The 18,429-nt window shown below is 63.2% G+C and carries 18 protein-coding genes; 7 read left to right on the top strand and 11 right to left on the bottom strand.

Annotation, left to right across the window (positions count from 1 at the left end; translation table 11 throughout):
- Positions 1-19: 19 nt before the first annotated feature.
- Together WBB07_RS29070 and WBB07_RS29065 are read right to left on the bottom strand one after the other, a co-directional pair.
- A complete protein-coding gene (locus WBB07_RS29070; RefSeq protein WP_526313168.1) occupies positions 20-1,018 on the bottom strand; it encodes an alpha-ketoacid dehydrogenase subunit beta in 999 nt (332 codons plus the stop codon).
- Positions 1,015-2,148, bottom strand: a complete 1,134-nt coding sequence (locus tag WBB07_RS29065) for a thiamine pyrophosphate-dependent dehydrogenase E1 component subunit alpha (RefSeq protein WP_526313166.1) — start codon at positions 2,146-2,148, stop codon at positions 1,015-1,017. The genes WBB07_RS29070 and WBB07_RS29065 overlap by 4 nt, the downstream gene beginning before the upstream one ends.
- Before the next feature lie 159 nt (positions 2,149-2,307).
- Here WBB07_RS29065 and WBB07_RS29060 point away from each other — a divergent pair, with 159 nt between their 5' ends.
- Complete coding sequence (locus WBB07_RS29060; protein ID WP_526313164.1) at positions 2,308-2,754, top strand: Lrp/AsnC family transcriptional regulator; 447 nt, start codon at positions 2,308-2,310, stop codon at positions 2,752-2,754.
- Positions 2,755-2,914: 160 nt separating this feature from the next.
- Here the strand turns inward: WBB07_RS29060 and WBB07_RS29055 are convergent, their stop codons facing one another.
- Positions 2,915-3,151 (bottom strand): hypothetical protein, encoded by a 237-nt coding sequence (locus WBB07_RS29055; RefSeq protein WP_526313162.1) that lies wholly within the window; start codon positions 3,149-3,151, stop codon positions 2,915-2,917.
- A gap of 191 nt (positions 3,152-3,342) precedes the next feature.
- On the opposite strand from WBB07_RS29055, the gene glyA reads away from it, so the two are divergent.
- A complete protein-coding gene (gene glyA, locus WBB07_RS29050; protein WP_526313203.1) occupies positions 3,343-4,596 on the top strand; it encodes a serine hydroxymethyltransferase in 1,254 nt (417 codons plus the stop codon).
- Positions 4,597-4,621: 25 nt separating this feature from the next.
- Here the strand turns inward: glyA and WBB07_RS29045 are convergent, their stop codons facing one another.
- Complete coding sequence (locus WBB07_RS29045) at positions 4,622-5,431, bottom strand: glycoside hydrolase domain-containing protein (RefSeq protein WP_526313160.1); 810 nt, start codon at positions 5,429-5,431, stop codon at positions 4,622-4,624.
- A 662-nt stretch (positions 5,432-6,093) separates the two neighbouring features.
- On the opposite strand from WBB07_RS29045, the gene WBB07_RS29040 reads away from it, so the two are divergent.
- On the top strand, positions 6,094-6,282 hold the full coding sequence (locus tag WBB07_RS29040; RefSeq protein WP_526313158.1) for a hypothetical protein: 189 nt from the start codon (positions 6,094-6,096) through the stop codon (positions 6,280-6,282).
- Positions 6,283-7,032: 750 nt separating this feature from the next.
- The gene (locus WBB07_RS29035) at positions 7,033-8,142 is read left to right on the top strand and encodes a coiled-coil domain-containing protein (RefSeq protein ID WP_526313201.1); all 1,110 of its coding nucleotides are present in this window, start codon (positions 7,033-7,035) and stop codon (positions 8,140-8,142) included.
- A gap of 169 nt (positions 8,143-8,311) precedes the next feature.
- Here the strand turns inward: WBB07_RS29035 and WBB07_RS29030 are convergent, their stop codons facing one another.
- From WBB07_RS29030 to WBB07_RS29020, 3 genes are all read right to left on the bottom strand, one after another.
- The gene (locus tag WBB07_RS29030) at positions 8,312-8,893 is read right to left on the bottom strand and encodes a TetR/AcrR family transcriptional regulator (RefSeq protein ID WP_526313156.1); all 582 of its coding nucleotides are present in this window, start codon (positions 8,891-8,893) and stop codon (positions 8,312-8,314) included.
- A gap of 120 nt (positions 8,894-9,013) precedes the next feature.
- Positions 9,014-9,535: a DUF302 domain-containing protein gene (locus tag WBB07_RS29025; protein WP_526313154.1), complete on the bottom strand. Its 522-nt coding sequence runs from the start codon at positions 9,533-9,535 to the stop codon at positions 9,014-9,016.
- Positions 9,536-9,666: 131 nt separating this feature from the next.
- A complete protein-coding gene (locus tag WBB07_RS29020; RefSeq protein ID WP_526313152.1) occupies positions 9,667-10,038 on the bottom strand; it encodes a hypothetical protein in 372 nt (123 codons plus the stop codon).
- A 111-nt stretch (positions 10,039-10,149) separates the two neighbouring features.
- Between WBB07_RS29020 and WBB07_RS29015 the strand changes: the two genes are divergently transcribed.
- Complete coding sequence (locus WBB07_RS29015; protein WP_526313150.1) at positions 10,150-10,722, top strand: TetR/AcrR family transcriptional regulator C-terminal ligand-binding domain-containing protein; 573 nt, start codon at positions 10,150-10,152, stop codon at positions 10,720-10,722.
- Between the two features lie 4 nt (positions 10,723-10,726).
- Here the strand turns inward: WBB07_RS29015 and WBB07_RS29010 are convergent, their stop codons facing one another.
- A complete protein-coding gene (locus WBB07_RS29010; protein WP_526313148.1) occupies positions 10,727-11,209 on the bottom strand; it encodes a MarR family winged helix-turn-helix transcriptional regulator in 483 nt (160 codons plus the stop codon).
- Between the two features lie 185 nt (positions 11,210-11,394).
- Positions 11,395-12,006: a TetR/AcrR family transcriptional regulator gene (locus WBB07_RS29005; protein ID WP_526313146.1), complete on the bottom strand. Its 612-nt coding sequence runs from the start codon at positions 12,004-12,006 to the stop codon at positions 11,395-11,397.
- Between the two features lie 66 nt (positions 12,007-12,072).
- On the opposite strand from WBB07_RS29005, the gene WBB07_RS29000 reads away from it, so the two are divergent.
- The gene (locus WBB07_RS29000; protein ID WP_526313144.1) at positions 12,073-13,650 is read left to right on the top strand and encodes an alpha/beta fold hydrolase; all 1,578 of its coding nucleotides are present in this window, start codon (positions 12,073-12,075) and stop codon (positions 13,648-13,650) included.
- A 64-nt stretch (positions 13,651-13,714) separates the two neighbouring features.
- Positions 13,715-14,761, top strand: coding sequence for a serine hydrolase domain-containing protein (locus WBB07_RS28995; RefSeq protein ID WP_526313142.1), 1,047 nt, complete (start codon positions 13,715-13,717; stop codon positions 14,759-14,761).
- Positions 14,762-14,773: 12 nt separating this feature from the next.
- On the opposite strand, the gene WBB07_RS28990 is transcribed toward WBB07_RS28995, so the two are convergent.
- Positions 14,774-15,415: a TetR/AcrR family transcriptional regulator gene (locus tag WBB07_RS28990; RefSeq protein ID WP_526313140.1), complete on the bottom strand. Its 642-nt coding sequence runs from the start codon at positions 15,413-15,415 to the stop codon at positions 14,774-14,776.
- A gap of 167 nt (positions 15,416-15,582) precedes the next feature.
- A complete protein-coding gene (locus WBB07_RS28985; protein ID WP_526313139.1) occupies positions 15,583-17,856 on the bottom strand; it encodes a 2Fe-2S iron-sulfur cluster-binding protein in 2,274 nt (757 codons plus the stop codon).
- Between the last annotated feature and the right edge of the window lie 573 nt (positions 17,857-18,429).

Below are 18,429 nucleotides of genomic sequence, written 5' to 3'. Positions count from 1 at the left end.
GGTGGTCGGCCTGCGGTGATCAGTAGGCGAGGCTGGCGTCGCAGGCGTCGAGCAATCGGTCGAGACTGGGCAACCAGTCGGCTTCGAGTCGGCTCGCCGGGTAGGGAGTGTCGTACCCGGTGACCCGCAGGACCGGAGCCTCGAGGTCGTAGAACGCCTCCCGTTGCACCCGCGCGGCCAGTTCGCCGCCGATGCCGCCGGATTGAGACGCCTCATGTGTGATGACCAGCCGTCCGGTGCGGCGCACCGACTCCACGACGGTGTCGTGATCGAGGGGAGCCAGTGTTCGTAGGTCGATGACCTCGACCTCGTGGCCATCGGCGGCCATCTCGTCAGCGGCTTTGACCGCGGTGGAGACCAGCGCTCCGTATGTCGCGATGGTCAGGGCGTCGCCGCGGCGGACGATACGTGCAGCGTCCAGATCATCTGCAGGAGAGTCGAAGTCGACCTCTCCTTTGCCCCAATAGATCTTCTTGGGTTCGAGGAACACCACCGGATCGTTGCACCGAATGGCCGCCCGCAGGAGGGTGTAGCCCTCCTGCGGGGTGGAAGGGCAGAGCACCCGCAAGCCGGGTGTGTGGGCGAAGTAGGCCTCGGGCGACTCGCTGTGGTGCTCGATCGCACCGATTCCCCCACCCACGGGTATGCGGATGACAACCGGCAGACTGATCTTGCCTTCGGATCGATGTCGATATTTGGCGAGCTGAGTGACGATCTGATTCATCGCCGGAAAGACAAACCCATCGAACTGGATCTCGACAACGGTCCGGTAGCCGGCCAGAGCCAGGCCGATGGCGCTCCCCACGATGCCGGCTTCGCCCAGTGGGGAGGTCACCACCCGGTCCTCACCGAAGTCCTTGGCAAGGCCGTCGGTGACGCGGAAGACGCCACCGAGTTGGCCGATGTCCTCGCCCAGCAGGAGAACCCTGGGATCGGTGTCGAGTTCGTGGCGCAGTGCATCGTTGAGCGCATGTGCGAGGGCCTTGGGGGCTGTTGCGGTCTCCAGTGTGGCGGTCACCGCTGAGCCTCGGCCTGGGAGTTCACGAAAGCAAGATGCTGCTCGCGTTGGCGTGCGAGTTCAGGGGTCATGTGCTCGAGAGTGTTGATGAACGGTGAATCTGGTTGCGGTATCGGCAGTTCGCGGCAACCGCTGCGCAGCCGTTTGGCAAGATGTTGCTCGTCGGCAGTGAGGGTGGCTTCGAAGGTGTCGTCGAGTCCGCCCTGAGCGGCGAAGTACCGACGGAGCCGCGTGATCGGATCCAGCTCACTCCAGTGGTCGTTCTCGCCGGCGCTGCGGTAGCGCAGATCGTCGTCGGAAGTGGTATGGGGATTGCGGCGGTAGGTGACTGCCTCGATCAGGGTCGGTCCGCCGCCGGCCCGCGCGGAGGCGAGTGCTTGTTGGGTAGCGGTATGACAGGCGATGACGTCGTTGCCGTCGACCCGCACGCCTGGGAACCCGAAACCAGCCGCCCGTTGCGCGGCCGGCACTTTGCTCTGCACTGAGAAGGGCGCCGAGATGGCCCACTGGTTGTTCTGGCAGAAGAAGACCACGGGCAGGTGCTGCGCGGCCGCCCAGACGAAGGCTTCGTTCGACTCGCCTTCGCTGAGAGCGCCGTCGCCGAGGAACACCAGAACCGCGCGATCACGTTCGGGGTCACCGGTGCCGACATCCCCGTCGCGGACGATACCCATCGCGTAACCCACGGCATGAAGAGTCTGCGCGCCGATGACCAGGGTGTAGAGGTGAAAGTTGCGTTCTGCCGGATCCCAGCCGCCCATTGTGGTGCCGCGGAACAGTCCGAGCAGTTGCACCGGATCGACCCCGAAGCACCATGCCACGGCATGCTCGCGATAGGTGGGGAAGACGACATCACGTGGCCGCAAGGCCAACCCCGCCCCCACCTGGGCGCCTTCCTGTCCGAGCATGGAGGGCCAGAGGCCGAGCTCGCCCTGGCGTTGCAGTGCGATCGCCTCGGTATCGATTCGCCGGGCCAACGTCATATCGCGCAGCGCCTGACGCAGATCCAGACCGTTGTACCGGTCGTCGAGTTGCGTCGCAACAAGGGTGCCGTCAGGTCCGAGAACGCTCCACGCGACAGGATGGGCACTTGCATCGGCAGCTGGACAGGCAAGTTCGGTTACGGGCATCGGGGCGGCGTCCTTTCTTCACGAAGAACGTGCCATTCAAGTGGGGTCAGACGCAATAACCACGCTTTGACTAGGCTCAGAACACATAATCAGTGTGTGTAAACGGGTAGAAACGTGCAATATAGTGCGCAAATCGGCCTATTTTGACTAGGAGCATCGGTGGATGAGATAGATCAGCAGATCTTGGACATTCTGCGTACGAACGCCCGTGCCGCCGTCAGCGACATCGCGCGTCAGGTCGGGTTGACCAACGCTCCAGTGGCTCGCCGGATCTCACGACTGGAATCCACGGGCATCATCAAGGGTTACGTGGCGGTCATCGACGAAGTGGCGGCCGGCGGCATCGAGGCGTTCACAGAGATCAGATTGGTGGGCAGCGTGGACACCCGCGAGATCGAGCAGATCGCCCGGCAGGTTCCCGAGGTGCAACAGTTCTTCACCATCTCGGGCGATCCAGATGCGCTGTTGCGGTTCAAGGTCCGTAACGTCGAGCACCTGCAGACAGTGGTCAACGCGATCCGGAGCACGGGTCTGGTATCCGGGACAAAAAGCCTCATCGTGATGTCGACGTGGGATCGTTCCGCGTCGCGGCTGCCCAGCGACTGACCGGGTCACGAGCTGATGCCGCCGGGAGATTGGTTGCCAATTCTCGGTCGGCGTCAGCGTCCTCGAAGCCGCTGCTGGCGCGCCTGCCCCGTTGCCGGATGCGGACAACCATTGGTCAGCAATGGCTTCCGACGATGTCGTTGCGTCGATGGTCAACCCACTATCCGAGGCCGTTGAGCATTGCTCTCCCGGATTCGAAGCTGCCGTCGACTCGTTTGGCTGCAAGCGAGACGCCAAAGGTGCCGCTGCTGTTGCTGACCAGTGCTATTTGACGTATCAGATATCCCCCGTCCGATTCCGGCCCCCAGCCACCTTTGGCGGCAATGTCAGAGAACGGCGCCAGTCCCCATTGTTGGCTGCCGCCGAGAACCCGCATCTGCTCGAGCACGGGTGCCACTCCGGTTATGCAGCGGTAGCTGGAAGGCGACGATCGCAGCTTGATCTGTGGGCCAATCTGTTTGGCCGTAGGGGGCTGTACGGTGGATGCACTTGCTGAGATTGAACGGGCGTCGATACGTCGCCGCCATCACGCAACGCAGTGTCCACCGCGGCAGCGGCGGTATTGGGATCCCCAAACGTGTTCCACAAGTGATCGGCGGCGGAATTGTCGGACTGCGAAATGGCCTGATCGACAAGGAACTGCAGCGTCAGCGCACCGGTTTGGAGATGATCGCCTCGGAGAACCACGCCCCGGTGGCGGTCATGCAGGCCCAAGGCTCGGTGCTGACCAACAAGTACGCCGAGGGATACCCGGGACGCCGCTATTACGGCGGCTGCGAACACATCGACGGCATCGAACAACTGGCGATCGACCGCGTCAAGGGGCTCTTCGGCGCCGAATATGCCAACGTGCAGCCGCATTCGGGTGCTACCGCCAATGCCGCGGTGATGCACGCATTGATCAAGCCCGGCGACACAATTCTGGGTCTGTCCCTGGCGCATGGGGGACATCTCACCCATGGGATGAAGATCAACTTCTCCGGCAAGCTGTACAACGTCGCCGCGTACGGGGTCTCGGAGAAGGACTACCTCATCGACATGGATGAGGTCGCGGCCGCGGCGCGTGAACATCGACCCCAACTCATCATCGCGGGATGGTCGGCCTACCCACGGCAGCTGGACTTCGCCCGGTTCCGAGAGATCGCCGACGAAGTGGGCGCCTATCTGATGGTCGACATGGCGCATTTCGCCGGCCTGGTCGCGACGGGGCTGCATCCGTCGCCAGTGCCGCACGCGCACGTGGTGACCTCGACGACGCACAAGACCCTCGGCGGACCCCGCGGTGGAATCATCCTGACCAACGATGCCGACATCGCCAAGAAGATCAATTCCGCGGTGTTTCCCGGTCAGCAGGGCGGCCCGCTCGAGCATGTGATCGCCGGCAAGGCAACGGCATTCAAAATGGCTGCCGAACCCGACTTCGTGGAGCGCCAGCAGCGTTGCCTCGACGGGGCGAAGATCATCGCCGAACGCCTCAGCGGCGCCGACGCCAAGGAAGCCGGTATCGCCGTGGTCACCGGTGGCACCGCCGTGCACCTGGTTGTGGTCGATCTGCGCGACGCGGCCATCGATGGCCAACAAGCAGAAGATCGACTGGATGCCATCGGGATCACCGTCAATCGCAACGCCGTGCCTTTCGACACCCGGCCTCCGATGGTGACGTCGGGCCTGCGCATCGGCACACCCGCACTGGCGGCTCGAGGCTTCAGCACAGCCGACTTCGCGGTCGTCGCGGACCTGATCGCACAGGCACTCATCGCCGAAGAGGGCGTCCATACCAGTGAGCTCGCCGCGCGGGTGCGTTCGTTGGCGGACGCGTACCCGCTCTACCCGGGGCTGTAAATGCGTCGTGTAGTGGGGTAGCACGTCACGGATGCAGATTCCACTGGCCGCAATCCTGGGCCAGGACGTCGTTGACATCGACTTCGTAGCCCCCGACCAACGGACCTGGATTCGATTTGGTGGCCACGATGCGCTGATAGAGAACGGCGTTGGGGTGGACCCGATTGCCCGACCAGGCCCGGGTCTGCCACGCCCAGACGCGTCCGGGTGTGCGGGAGTTCCCGATTACGCCGGCGACGGCAGCCCAATGGCACACGTCGATGCCGCCGTAAACGCCGGTTCGCTGCACGCCCAGTACGGAGTTGATTCCGTAGAACCATTGCAGCGCAACGCTGTTCCACGTGTCTCGGCTGATGTCCTCGTCGATCGAGAAGTAGATGGGAGCGTTTTGGGCGCCTCCAGCCGCGGTGTGCAGCTGCCAGGCGGTCCGGGCGTCCGCGACACCGCCGGCGAACCCGCGGGTGAAGTCCGACGGAGCGCTGCCGCCCGGCTTCCCGTACTGGTAGTTGCTGAGGATCACCAGCCCGGCTCTGGCCAGCGACTCGGCGTAGGGCCGAGTGATCGGCTTGGCGCCGAAGTTGGTGCCAGGACGTGACAGGGAAACGTAGTTCACCACTCCGGCGTATCCCGCAGCCCTGATGTGTTCGGCGGGGATTTGGTGCGCTGCGTAGTCGATCAGTAACGGAGTGGCGGCTGCCGCCGTGGGGCTACCGAGAGCTGCTGAACCGGCACTTAGGCCGGCTAGTGCCGACGCAGAGGCGGCGTAACGCAGCGCGTCGCGCCGGGATACCGGGCGTGACGGCCGAAGGCCGAGAGTTTCCGGCGAGTCCTGCACGGCCTGATGTTAACGATGAGATGAACATTGACGTCGAAGCCTCGCCGGGCGCGGTGCCTCAACAACGCGTGCTCGGCGTGACGGACGATTCCCATCAAAGAATCCCAGCGGTCGCCACCATGGCACTACGCAGCATGTAACCGGCTGCGACCGGCGGTTCGTCGACCGGATCTGGATTGGGGCGTCGGGCGCCGGCGGTGCTGATCGCCGTCCACAGAACCCAACGTCGTCACCCGTTTTGCGTCTTCCGGGTCGTTGGACTCTTTGCCGTTGTGCCACGCCGCGATGGCAGTGGCTAGGCGGTGAACATCGTCGTCGGTGTCGCTTATCGCGTACAACGCGAGGATGCCGTCTACGCCGTTGATGGCACTTTCGTATCTGATTCGGTTCGCCACGTGGCGGAGCCAACGGAGTGCGCGTAGTCGTTGCCCGCAGGTCAACCGCCGGCCATCACAAATCAGCAGGACACGGTGTGCCCCATGGGCGAGGGCCGTCGTGACCGCCGACCTGCAGGTGTCGTCTTCGCAAGCTTTCAGCCGCTTACGCGACCTGCACGAGATTCGCTCCGTGAAAAGGGACTCGGTAGCGACGGTATCGAGGATGACGATTGCGGAGTCGATCGAGCGGTCCTGCGAATCGTCGGGCAAGTGCGGACTGCGCCCGTGAACGACGGGGAGGCCGTTGCGTCGAAGTGCGGCAACGACGTCGTCCGCGAAGCCCGTGGGGTGTACGAAGACCAGCACTGGAGCTATGCAGGGTTCCTGAGCGGCCATGTCGATCTCTTTTCTCATTCAAATGGCACATTGAGCGGTGCCAAGTCGCTGCGCCAAAGGCGGTGCCTCACCGATTGATCGGGGAGGCACCGTCACCACTCTGGGTTTCCGCGTAGACCGGCTGATACGAATATTCAAACTAATTCTTCGGCCAGGCAATAGCGGTTCTATATAAACCGCCTCGCGGCGATGATTAGCGCATTCTTCATAAACATCGATTCCGAACTCATCGTCACCGACAAAGCTGTCGATCGGAAGCCAGGAATCGATTCGGCCCGTCAGTTGCCGCTCAGTGATAAGCCATCTGCGACCACGGTCGAGTGCCGCGTCGAGCGGAGTGCCTCGGGCATAAGCGCCGCTCTAGGAGACCCCGTACGGTTCGGCGGCCTACGTCTTCCGCTTCAGATCGGTGTTTTCGAGCTGCTTTTCGCGCTTGAGGGCTCGGCGCTCTTTGATTGTCATCTCGGGTTTTTTGAGTTCACGACCCCGCGAATTGCCAGCCATCTTACTTCTCCTTCTCGATAACTGTCCTCGATTGCCGACCATACCCGAGAAAAAAATAAAAGCCAGTTTGTCGACGTTCCGTGGAAAACAAGCTGTCGGCTGGCCGCTTTTGCCGGTTATTTGGGCGCGTCAGTGAGTTGGATGCCCGCTCGAGTAATGGTTTTTCGGATGCCGCTGCGTGAAATAGGCCTTGGTGAGAGCGCCCGCCGGTCGGCGACCACACCTACGGACGAGTGGACATCGTCTGGGCCAGTTCGTAGCCTGTCCGAGACGTGAACAGCCGGGCCGAGACGGTCCTCGAGGCGAAGGACCGTGACAATCCGAGTGACCGGGGCACGCCATTCACTCCGGCGAGCGGTGTGCGGTACAGCGGCTGCGGTCCTGGTGCTGGCGACGTCGATCGGTGGCGTGAAGGCGGACCCTGCGGCTGATGCGCTGGCCAAACTCAACGAGTTGTCCCAGCAGGCGGTGCAGACTCGCGAGGCCGTCACGGCTGCCCAGCTCGATGCCGATGCGAGATCGGCGGAGCAGACGGCAGCCGAAGACCGCCACCGCGCCGACCTGGATGCTCTCGCGGTCGCGAACTCGGAGCTTCAACCCCACCAGGATGTGGTCGACCGGCTGGCGGCGATGTCCTATATGAGCGGACGTACCGGTCAGATGGCGGCGGTGCTGACAGCAGCCTCCCCGCAGCAGCTGATCGAGGGGCTGGCTCTTCAGCGGACGATAGCCGAGCGAGCGGCCGAACAGTTGGCGGCTTTTCGGGCAACGCGGGAGGCCGCGACCGCTGCTGCGGGGGCTTCGGAGAGATCGGCAGCCGACGCCCGTGTCGCGGCCGAGCGGGCCGCAGCGATACGGGCAGATCTGCAGGCCAAGTGGGGTGAATTGTTGCGGCAGATCGCGGCGGCGGAGGCGCAGTACGCGGCGCTGACACCGCAACAGCAGGCGGCGGTCGACAACGCGGTCCCACCCCCACCGCCGAGTGAGCCGGCTCCGGCAGACCCGGCCATCGTCGCGATGCCCGGCCAGCCCCCAGTCGACCTTGGTCTACCCCCGCCACCGGCCGCCATGGACATCCCGGAGGCGTTGCCCGTCGGCGTCGCGTCCGAGGCCGGGTTACAGGCCAACACCGTCCTGGCCGCCCGGGCTGTCAGTGCACAGTTTCCCCAGATCGCCGATATCGACGGGGTCCGGCCGGACTCGAAGCCGTGGCATCCGAACGGGCTGGCGATCGACATCATGATTCCCAACCCCGAAAGTCCCGAGGGCATCGCGCTCGGCGACCAGATCCTCGCGTTCGCGATGAGCAATGCGGCTCGACTCGGGTTGCAGGATGTGATCTGGCGCGGCACCTACTACACGCCGGCCGGTCCGCAAGCGTCGGGTTATGGGCACTACGACCATGTGCACATCACCACGACGCCACGCCGCTAGCGTGCCTCGCCGCCTCGCCGGTGGGCGCCGAGGAGGTCTGGCGCGCCGGTCTGGTGCGCCGACACTCAACCAGTTGCGACGACATGCCGGAGAACGTCGCAGAGGATTGAATCTCGCCGGTTGGCAGGTAGGCGGCGGCATTCAGGCGTCGCCGTCGGCAGTCAGCCAGTCAGGCGCTGGCCCGAATACTGCGCCGCAGCGCACTGGTGGCCTCGTCGAATACCTTGAGCGACCCCTCCGCGCGGGCCAGGTGCATCGCCCCCTCGCATCCCGCCAACAGCATCGCCGCCAGCTCGGCCGACCGATTCTTGGGAACTCCTGATTGTTCGAGGGTGTGCCGATAGTGCTCACGCCACTGCGCCATGATCTCGGCGACGTGGGTGAGTAGTTGCGGGTTGGTGGCACCGACCGACGTGGCGATGACGGGACAGGCGGCTCGGCATTCGCTGCGCACCAGCAACGCACGCCAATGATCGGTGATACCCCGCAATACCGTGGTCAAGGACTTTCCGCGCAGCTCGTCGAGTGGTTCGATGCCGCGGCGGAAGGTTGCGTCCACGGCTGCGGCGATCAGCTCATCCTTGCCCTCCGGGAAGTGGTAGTAGATCGAGCCGCGCGGCGCTCCCGAGTGTTCGAGCACGGCACTGAACGAGGTCCCTTGGTAGCCCGCCCGGGCCAGCAGATACATCGCGGATCGGATCATTCGCGTCTTGGAGTCGTCCTGCGTCGGGGCCGGTTTCGGTGCGGGCATCGCATTCATCGGATCCTCGTTCACTGAGAGCTATCGGCCGAAAGAGCCACCCGGCCACCGACGAATCGGCCAACGGATCGACGAGGCCACAATACGGTCCCGTCCCCACCTGGGCAGGTGTCAGTCGCCGACAAGCGCAGCCGAGGTGTCCACGCCAATGGCCCGCAGCAACCCGAACACCTTGTCGTCGAGTAGCTTTCCGGTCTCAGCGATCGATTTGTCATGGAGCCCACGGAACACCGTGGAGGGGCGATCGATGGCGAAGACGGCCTCACCAGCTTCGTCGCTGTAGATCAGAACCCGAAGCGGGGCGTAGAGCAGGGCGTTGGGGTTGTGGCGGAACATCGTCTCGGCGATGACGTGGTTGCCCAGAAGGTATTCGACCGCGTGCGTGCGGATATCGCTGAGGGCCAGCGTTGGGCCGCGCGTATCCAGGCGGGCATAGATGGTCAGTCCATGCGGGGCAAAGGTGGCCATCATGTCGACGACGTCGTCCCAGTCTGAGCACTGAGCGAACGCCTGAGGATCGAATGCGGGTGCGGCTGCCTCGAAGGAGGCAAGAAATGCCTCCATCGGAATCCCCGTCGAGATGTTCAGCCGGGTCATCTGATGCGTCTCGGTCACGACGTGCGCGGCGGACATGGCTTCTCCTTCGGCTGGGCGTCTATCGCCGAATTATATGCCGGTCGTCATACATATCGCTTTTGGATTCGGCCCCATGACTGCAGCGGGGGAGGCTCGTCGTCGCCGACAGTGTCGGGTACAACGGCTGATCAAGCCGCGCGTTGATCGGTTGCTGCCGGCCTGATTTGGCTCTCGTGACTTGTCGCCGATCGCGTTTCTTCGTGCGCGGCGCCGTAACTGCGTCGGTACTGGGCGATTTGTTCCGGTGCCAACGGCTTGTCCCAGATGCTGGGGCTCCCGGGGTTGCCCGGTGCTCGCGCGTTGTCGAGTTTCCTGGCGCCGGCCCGGAAGCCCGCGCCGGCAAGGATCAGGCATGTGACCAGGGTGGCGCCGAGGGCCGCTGCTCCTCCAGTTCCGAGGGCGAGTGCCGCGACAAGCAGGCCGAGACAGACGAATGCCAGGAGCACGCAGACGTAGGCCGCGTAGGTGACGATCTCCGGTCCGATGGTTTTCGACTTCACAGCTCTTCCTCTCAGCTTCAACGACTAGCAATACGCTACGCGTAGCGTAGCGCTACGGTCACTGTAGCGTAGATTCGGTCCGGAAAATTCCGTGGCGACAAAGGAGTGTCGATGGCAGGCCAGCGCAGTGTCGACGACCGACTCGCTGCAACGACGCTGCAGCTGCTGCGGGGCAGAGGGCCCGCGGCGACGACGGTCGAGGCAGTGGCGGCGGCCTCCGGCATTGCAAAAACCACGATCTACCGCCGCCATCGCGACCGACGGGACATGCTGGCGTCCGCGCTCGCGGGCCTGGACTCCCCACCGCTGCCGGTGGCCCATGCCGACGGCGAGACCCGGCTTCGGTGGGTCATCGCCAATGCGGTGGCGGTGGTCCAGGACGGTATCGGCTTCGGCGGGCTGGCGGCGCTGCTCACCAAAGGCGACCCGGAATTCACCGCCTTGTTCCAGGAGATTCTGGCCCGGCAGCGCGCTGTCCTGGAAGCCGTGATCAACGACGGAAAGGCGGATGGCTCCCTACGTCCCGATGTCGACAACGCCACGCTGATCGACGCAGTGGTGGGCGCCTATATAGCCGAAAACGCCAGACGGGAGTCGGTGGCCCACGGCTGGGAGACGCGGATTTTTGAGCTGTTGTGGCCCGCGGTGCGACCTGGAGTTCACGGTTCTGGAGATCGACGATGACCCCCTACTGAGGGTAGGGATCCAACTCACGCACGCGGTTCAGATGAGCTTGTTGTAGTTCGTCGGTACGGGTGAGGAAGCCGACGATCAGCGCAATCTCCCCCGCGTTGTAGCCCCACAGCAACTCACCGCCCTGGTCCAGCAGGGGGGAGGCGAGCTCCGAGGTGCGGCGTGCAGCGAGATCTGTGGCCCCCACGACCACTCGGCGGCGATCGGTCGGATGTAGCGATCGGTTGACGTAGCCCAGCTTCTGCAGGCGGTTGAGCGCGATCGTGGTGCCCGCGGCGGTGAGACCGAGTCGGTCGGCCAGAAGTCCTGGAGTCGTGACCTTCCCACGCGCCAGGAGAATGAGTTCCAGGGCACGTCGATCCGTCTGATTAACGCCGAGCACCCTCACCGATTCGCGAGCCAAGTCGTCGGCGGTTCCATGCAAAGATTCGAGTGTTTTCTTCAGGACTGCGGTGATCCGAGCGAGTTCGGTTGCCATCGGACAAAAAGACCTCCCCCAAGGTTTTCCTTTGTGCGGGCTCCGACTATACCGATGGACGACTGTCCTCTGTGGCGAATCTCGATGATTTTGTTGTGGCGCAGAAGAATTCGTCAGCAGCTTGGTTTCGATGATCGTGCTGCCAACCCAGGGCAAAGTTGTTCTCCGGTCGGCATGGATACGTACTAAGCGGTTTGCCAGCGAGTTTGTAGTTGTAGCAAATGTGCGGACAGTACTTCGGTAGCCCAGTCGGTGGGTTCGGCGCTCCGGTGCCGCACAAGATGTAGGGCCAGTCCATCGATGAGTGCGTGCAAGCGCCTGGACTCGATATCGATTTCGCCGTCGCCGACATCGCGGTGCGGGCCCTCGTTCGCGAGCATCCTCAGCAATGACAAACACGCTAGCGCGATTTCATCGTGCACCTTGCCGTATGGGGCCCGAAGTGCACTGTCGGTCAGGGCCAGGACCCCGATCGCGATGAAGACCTCCATCTCCAGCCTGCGATCGTCGTCGAGTGGAAGTAGTTGCAGCAGGCACGCTTCGACGAACTCCGGCACGGGAAGGCTCTGATCGACAATATCGATTCGGGACTGCGTCCGCTCGCGGACCAATTCCAGACAGTAGGCGCGCAGTGCGTCTTGGGTCGGAAAAGCGCGACGCAGCGAAGCTGTCGCCAGCCCTGCCTGCTGGGCGACATTACGCACCGAGAGCTGCCCGACGCCATCTCGCGCGACCACTTTCCATGCCGCCTCGGCTATCTCTCGTTCCCGGGCGCGGTGGTCGATACGTTTCGGCACCGCCCCAATGTACACAGTCGTGCTAACATGCTTTGTGAATACAGTCGTGCTAATTAAAGGGTGGTCATGATCCTGGGTGCCACCATCGCGTGCGAGATCGGTTTCTGGATCGTGATCGCAGCCGGGCTCGCTGCTCGCTATCTGTGGCGATTGCCGAAGCTCGGCGCTGCGGTACTGACACTTGCCCCGGCGGCCGCTCTGGCGCTGCTTGTCGTCACAGCCGTCGATCTGCATCGGGGCGCGGTCGCGTCGTGGCACCACGGGCTCGCGGCGCTGTATCTCGGCTTCTCGCTTGCCTACGGTCGCCGCATGTTGCGGTGGGCCGATACTCGTTTCGCCTATCGATGTGTCACCGGTACTCGGCCGGCGGCGCCGGTCGGCGGCGACTATGCGCGGCAGTGCTGGGGTGATGTGGTCCGCACTCTTCTCGGCGCATCGATCTGCGGTGCACTGCTGCTGGGGATGGGCGTGTGGATGGGCTCGGTGCACCGAGCTGCGGGGCTGGACGCGATCTTCCCCATCCTGGGACTTGTCGTCACGATCGACGTGCTGTGGGCGGTGAGCTACACCCTCTGGCCACGAAAAGCCCCAAGAACCTCCATGCCGCCGGTGGCCGTCGAGACCGATTCTCGAGAAGTGCTCGGCCGAAACACACTTCGCGGTATCGCCGTCGGCGCAGTACTTCTCTTGGCCGTCGGCGTCACCGCCGCCTCAGCCGAACATCTGATCACCGCGGACCGGGAAGCCCAAACGGCGATGCCCGGAGGGCTCATCGACGCAGGCGGGTTCCGCCTCCACCTGGTCAAGCAGGGCACCGGCGATGCGGTGGTGGTCATGGAAGCAGGCAGCGGTGAAACCAGTCTGTCGTGGCGCAAAATCCCGGCCGTGCTTGCCGAGAACGCCACCGTGATCACCTACGACCGCGCCGGGTACGCGTGGAGTGAGACTTCCCCGAATTCGCGTAGCGGGGCCCACATCGTCACCGAACTCCGCACCGCCCTAGAAGCTTCCGGGTTGACGGGGCCGTACGTGTTGGTGGGGCATTCCCTCGGTGGAATGTACGTCCGCGAATTTGCGCAACTCCATCCCGACGAGGTGGCCGGACTTGTCCTCATCGACGCTCGACCGGAGGACGACGACCGCAGAACGGCAACGCTCCTCGAAGAAGCCGGATTTACCGGCAACCCGCCACCGGCGATCCTGACGGCGCTCAAGATGTCCGGGGCCCTGCGCGCGTTCTCGGATGCCCTACTGGACGGACTCGTCGCCCCGCAGGACCGCGAAGCCTTCCTCGATGTTGTCGCCTCCCCGAGCTACTTCACCACCAAGCAGCGCGAGGCCGATCTGGCGCATCTCACCGAGGACACCATTCGAGGGCAGAACCTCGGCGACCTTCCCGTCCGCATCATTGCCCGAGGCAGATCACAGGATTACGCCACGGCCGGCATTTCCCCCGAGGTCGGCGAACAGCTCGAGGCGATCTGGCACGACGGGCAACAAAAAATGCTGGACCTGTCCACCGACGCCACCCTCGTCACCGCCACCGAGAGCGCCCACATGATCATCCACGACCAACCGGATCTCATCATCGACACCATCAACTCACTCTTGGAAACCCTTGACCGGCAGAATGATCAGCCGTAAGGGCAGCGCTGCTGTCCTATTGGCTGTCGCAGTTCTACTGACCGGCTGCACGAGCAACTCTGAAATGCCTCGGCCACCAGATTTTGCTGCCCGCGAGGCAGCCGTCCAATCCGAGATCGACAAGATCGTCGGTTCCGGAGTGGCGGGCATGATTGCCACACTCACCGCCGACGGTCACACCACGATCCTCACCAGCGGGGTCGGAAACCGTGCCACCGGAGAAACCATTCCCGAGAACGCGCAGGTCCGAATCGGCAGTATCACCAAATCATTCACCGCCGCGATCCTGATGCAGCTGACCGGCGAAGGGCGACTGAATTTGGACGACCCCATCGACAAATATCTCCCAGGAGTGGTTTCAGGTGAGGGGGTAGACGGTCGAAACATCACGGTGCGCCAGATACTGCAACACCGCAGTGGGCTCCCGGAATTCTCCGGAGATCCACGCACAGACGAGCTGAAAGCTGCTGCCCACCATCGAACCGTTACTCCCGAAGAAGCCTTGGCCGTCGCGCTCGACCACCCAGCGCAGATTGCCCCCGGAACCGATTACAGATACACCAATACCAATTACTTGGTTGCTGGAATCTTGATCGAGAAAATCACCGGGAACAGCTACGCGGACGAGCTGAACAGGCGACTGTTGAAGCCCTACGGCCTGAATCACACGTACTTGCCCGCACCGGGAGAACTCGACCTTCGGGGTCCGCATCCTCACGGCTACGAGAACGACAATGGTGTTGTCACCGATGTGTCCCGGATCGAACCGTCGATTCCCTGGGCGGCGGGCGCCATCGTCTCGACCGGCTCAGATCTCAACAACTTCTACCTCAGCCTCGTCACAGGCAAGATCGTCGCACCCGACCTCCTGGCGCAGATGGAACAGTTCATCCCGAACGGTGACGGCGGACCCGGGTACGGCATCGGAATCGATGCCACCGACCTGCCCTGCGGAGCCAGGCTCATCGGCCACACCGGTGCCATCCCCGGCTACTACACCGTCGCCGGCGCCACCATCGAAGGTCGCGCGGTTTCGATCACATTCACTCAGGCACCCGACGTCCAACCCGATATCGTCACGCTCCTCGGCTACGCACTATGCGACCAGTGAACCGCCGCGGGGTCAGTGTGAGGCCTCGCCGGCTGGGGCACCCACAAGGTATCGGTAGAGCATCTCGATGAGCTGCGTCTCCAGCCGTGCCGGATCGACGGTGTCGGGTCCGGCAAGAGTGTGGTGAACCACCATCTCGATGGTCGAAACCACCAGTTGTGCGGCGGTCTCCTTGTCGTCGATGGTGACTTCGGGAGACCGCTCCAAGATGTCGAGTAGATCGGCCATGCGCGCAGATTCTTGTTCAGCGACCTTCGACATGAGGTCACGGGAACGGGGTGCCTGCTCGATCAGGACGCGTAGGAATTCCGGATCGGCTCGATGATTGTCGATGTTGCTCCGCACCATTGCGGTGATCACGTCGATCAGTGCCGGTGCCGGATCCCTTGGGCGTTGGCGCAGAACGGTGGCCGCCCCGGCGTCAAGGTGACGCGTCGCGAGCTCCAACAGGATCGCGTCCTTGTTCGGGTAGTACTGATAGAGAGAGCCGATCGAGAGTTCTGCCCACTCGGCGATCCGATTGGTCGTTCCCCCGGCATATCCGTAGCGGGCGAAAACTTGGGTAGCGGCATCGAGAATGCGGCACCGCGTCTCTTCTGATCGGCGTTGTCGCGGCTGCTTACGCGGATCGAGTTGCGGTTTACCGCCGGTCATGATGCTCCCGAGAAAAGTGCGTAAAGGCGAGTGTCGGATTCTTCGACCGCTGCGATACTTGGCTCGTGAACTGCTTGAATGTGCTCGTCGCAGTCCGGTCGCCCAGGAACTCTACTCGCATCCGAAGGCTGGGCGGTCGTCACGAGCGGCCCGGCGTCACAACAGAATTACTCATCCTCGATCTCGATACACACTGCAGCGCGGGGTTGTCCGATACATGTCAAGATGAACCCCGCAGCGCGCTGTTCAGGTGATAGGCAATTCGGCTCACCCATGACGACTTCCCCCTCGATGAGCTTCATCTTGCAGTCGCCGCAGGTTCCGACGGTGCATGAATACGGCATCGACAGGCCCGCGGCCAGGCCGGCCTGCAAGAGGCTGGTGCCGGGCTGGACTTCCACGTCGGCGAGCTGTTCGCCGCGGGAATCGACGACGACCATCGGCCGGGGTGCAAAGCCGGCAACAGGGAGTCTGTCGATTGCCCCAATGAACCGCTCTCGGTGGATGCGCTCTTCGTCGACGCCGCTGTCGATCAGAACGCTGCGGGCGCCGTTCATCGCTCCCTCTGGACCACATAGGTAGAAGTGAGCGTGCGGGGTGACCGCCAGTCCGCTCAGCTCTCGTTGCAGGACTTGCTGATCGAGCCGGCCCGTCGCGCCAGTCCACGCCGGTGATGGCTGCGAGAGTACGTGGCGCACGATGAGGCGATCGGGATGGGCGGCACACAGTTCAGCAAGGGCGTCGGCGAAGATGATGTCGCGCTCGGTGCGATTGCCATAGATGAGGACCACTCGACCGTCCGAGGTTTCGGCCATCATGGTGCGCAGGATGCTCATGATCGGCGTGATACCGCTGCCGGCGGCAATGAGAACTAGTTGCCTGGGTGCCGAACTCGGGTCCGAGATGCAGAAACTGCCTGACGGTCCCAGGATTTGAAGGGTGTCGCCCCGCTTGATCTTGGAATTGAGGTGAGTGGAAAATGAGCCACCGGCCACTTGCTTGACAGTGATGGCAAGTCGTTGATCGCCAGGGGCGCATGACGCCGAATATGCGCGCCGTATGGTGCGTTTGCCGACACGGGCCGCGATGGTGAAGAACTGTCCGGCCTTGAACTCGAAGGTGGCCCCGGTGGGGTCCTCGAGGACAAGGGTTGTGGCAGAGGAAGTCTCGCAGATCACGGCCGCCACGGTGACGTCTTGTAGACCAACTGCAGTGGCAGTGGAGTTGCGGGCGGTCGATCGAAGGAATGCAAGAAACTGTCCGAACCATCCTCCCCTGGCCCTATCGCGAATAATGTTGGGCGAGGAGGTCTCTTGCGGTGAAGCTGGGACGGGGTATCCCTCGCCCGCCAACTCGGACTTGTAGGTGAGATCGGCAACTGCTTTGGCGAGTCGTGGATACTTTGCCAGCAAGCCGAAGACCGCGCCGAGCGGTGATCGACGCTTCGTCCGGTTCGACATGATGACAACATGCTGGGCGGCCAGGGCCGTCAAGTTGGGCATCTCTCCGGCCGGTGGCTTGGGAGCGTGCCACATGTCGGACGTGCGAATTGCGTTGTTGTCGCGCAACTCGACGTGGGCGACCCTGATGACGAGAGCGGCGTGGGCGCTGGCGCCTTTGAACTCCATGGTCGCCAGCAATGCGGGCTCGTCTGACATGTACGCGGCGCCACGAAGGTGCATGACGGTGTTGCGGCCAGGAACGAGCATCGCCAGGGAGATGTGGTCGTTTTCGACCAGGTTGTGAAATGTGTCTGCCCGTTTGTTGCCTTTTCGATCCGGTATGGCAATCGTGTTCGCGTCGAGTATCTGGACGAACCCGGGATTGTCGCCGCGCGGACTCGTGTCGCTGGACAGATCGCCGGCCCATGTCGATACGACGAGGAACGGGGAGGTCGCGAACCAGGTGGCGACCACCGGATCATCGAGCGTTGTCGGCCCACCGGATTCGATCGCCGAATCGGTGGGGATGTGGTTGGCGGTGTCGTCGGGTGTCGTTGTGTGCCACAGGTTGGATCGGCGAATCGCTTTGGCGCAGTGGACAAAGGCCTGTTCAACGCAGATTTCCACCGACAGGCCTGATCGCAGGACCCGACCGTTCAACCGGAGGACTTCACCTACTCCGGGAAGGAGGAATACCAACGAGATGCCGGTCTTCTGCAGTGGTGGGTCGTAGCCGTCTGGAATGGCGATGGAGATCTTGTTGGGATTCAACACTTCGGCAAATCCCGCGGTGCCGCCGATATAGGTCGTGACGGGGTGGGCGTCAGGACCGGTGAGGTATCCGATACCCGCGACGGGGGAGTGGGCAAGAACTTCTTCACAGCCGGCGTCGAGGTGGTCGAGTTCTTTCGCCAGGACAACGGCAGGCGGGTGGCCGATGATGGTTTCGACTTCGGCGACCGTCGTCAAGCGATGAAGGGCTCGGGGGTCGAGACTCACGTGTCGACCCTTCCCTTCGACACCTCTGCGTGGGTGACCACGTGACCGCCAAATGCGAGTATTCCCTTGGCTTGGCAGATCACGAAAAGCGTATTGGTGCTGGACATTGCTCTATTTTTGCAACGAACCCGCGGTTTCGATACTCGCGTTTTGCGTTCAGCTGGTGCTCAACGCGGTCGGCGGCAGAACAGGCTCAACGAGGGCAAACCACCGATGTGGAACTGCTCAGAAGAGCCGAGCTGTCGCATTCTCGGTACGGGTACTCGTGTTCGAGCCACTCGACGATCAACCGGCAGCCTGGGCCTTCAAGAAGGTAGGGCGGGCGATCATCGGCGAGCCCGAGAGCTCCCGCGGGCGACTGGCCGCTGACGGGTTTCCCGGGAAGCAGCGCACGGCCGGCGGGGCGTGCCCGCCGGCGGTGCGCGTATCCACAGCTGTTTCCAGGACTAAGCCTCGATCCACCGATGAATTGGCTGGTCATGGGGTGTCGGAATGAGGAAAGTGCCCTCTGAACTGGAATGATTGGTGTTCTCTACGCAACAATCATGTCCGGCAAGAAAGGCACTTCCGGTG

The sequence above is a fragment of the Mycobacterium sp. genome (assembly GCF_049647605.1).
Lineage (GTDB): Bacteria > Actinomycetota > Actinomycetes > Mycobacteriales > Mycobacteriaceae > Mycobacterium.
The sequence above is the reverse complement of the archived record's forward strand: the minus strand, read 5'-3'. Positions and strand labels throughout refer to the sequence as shown.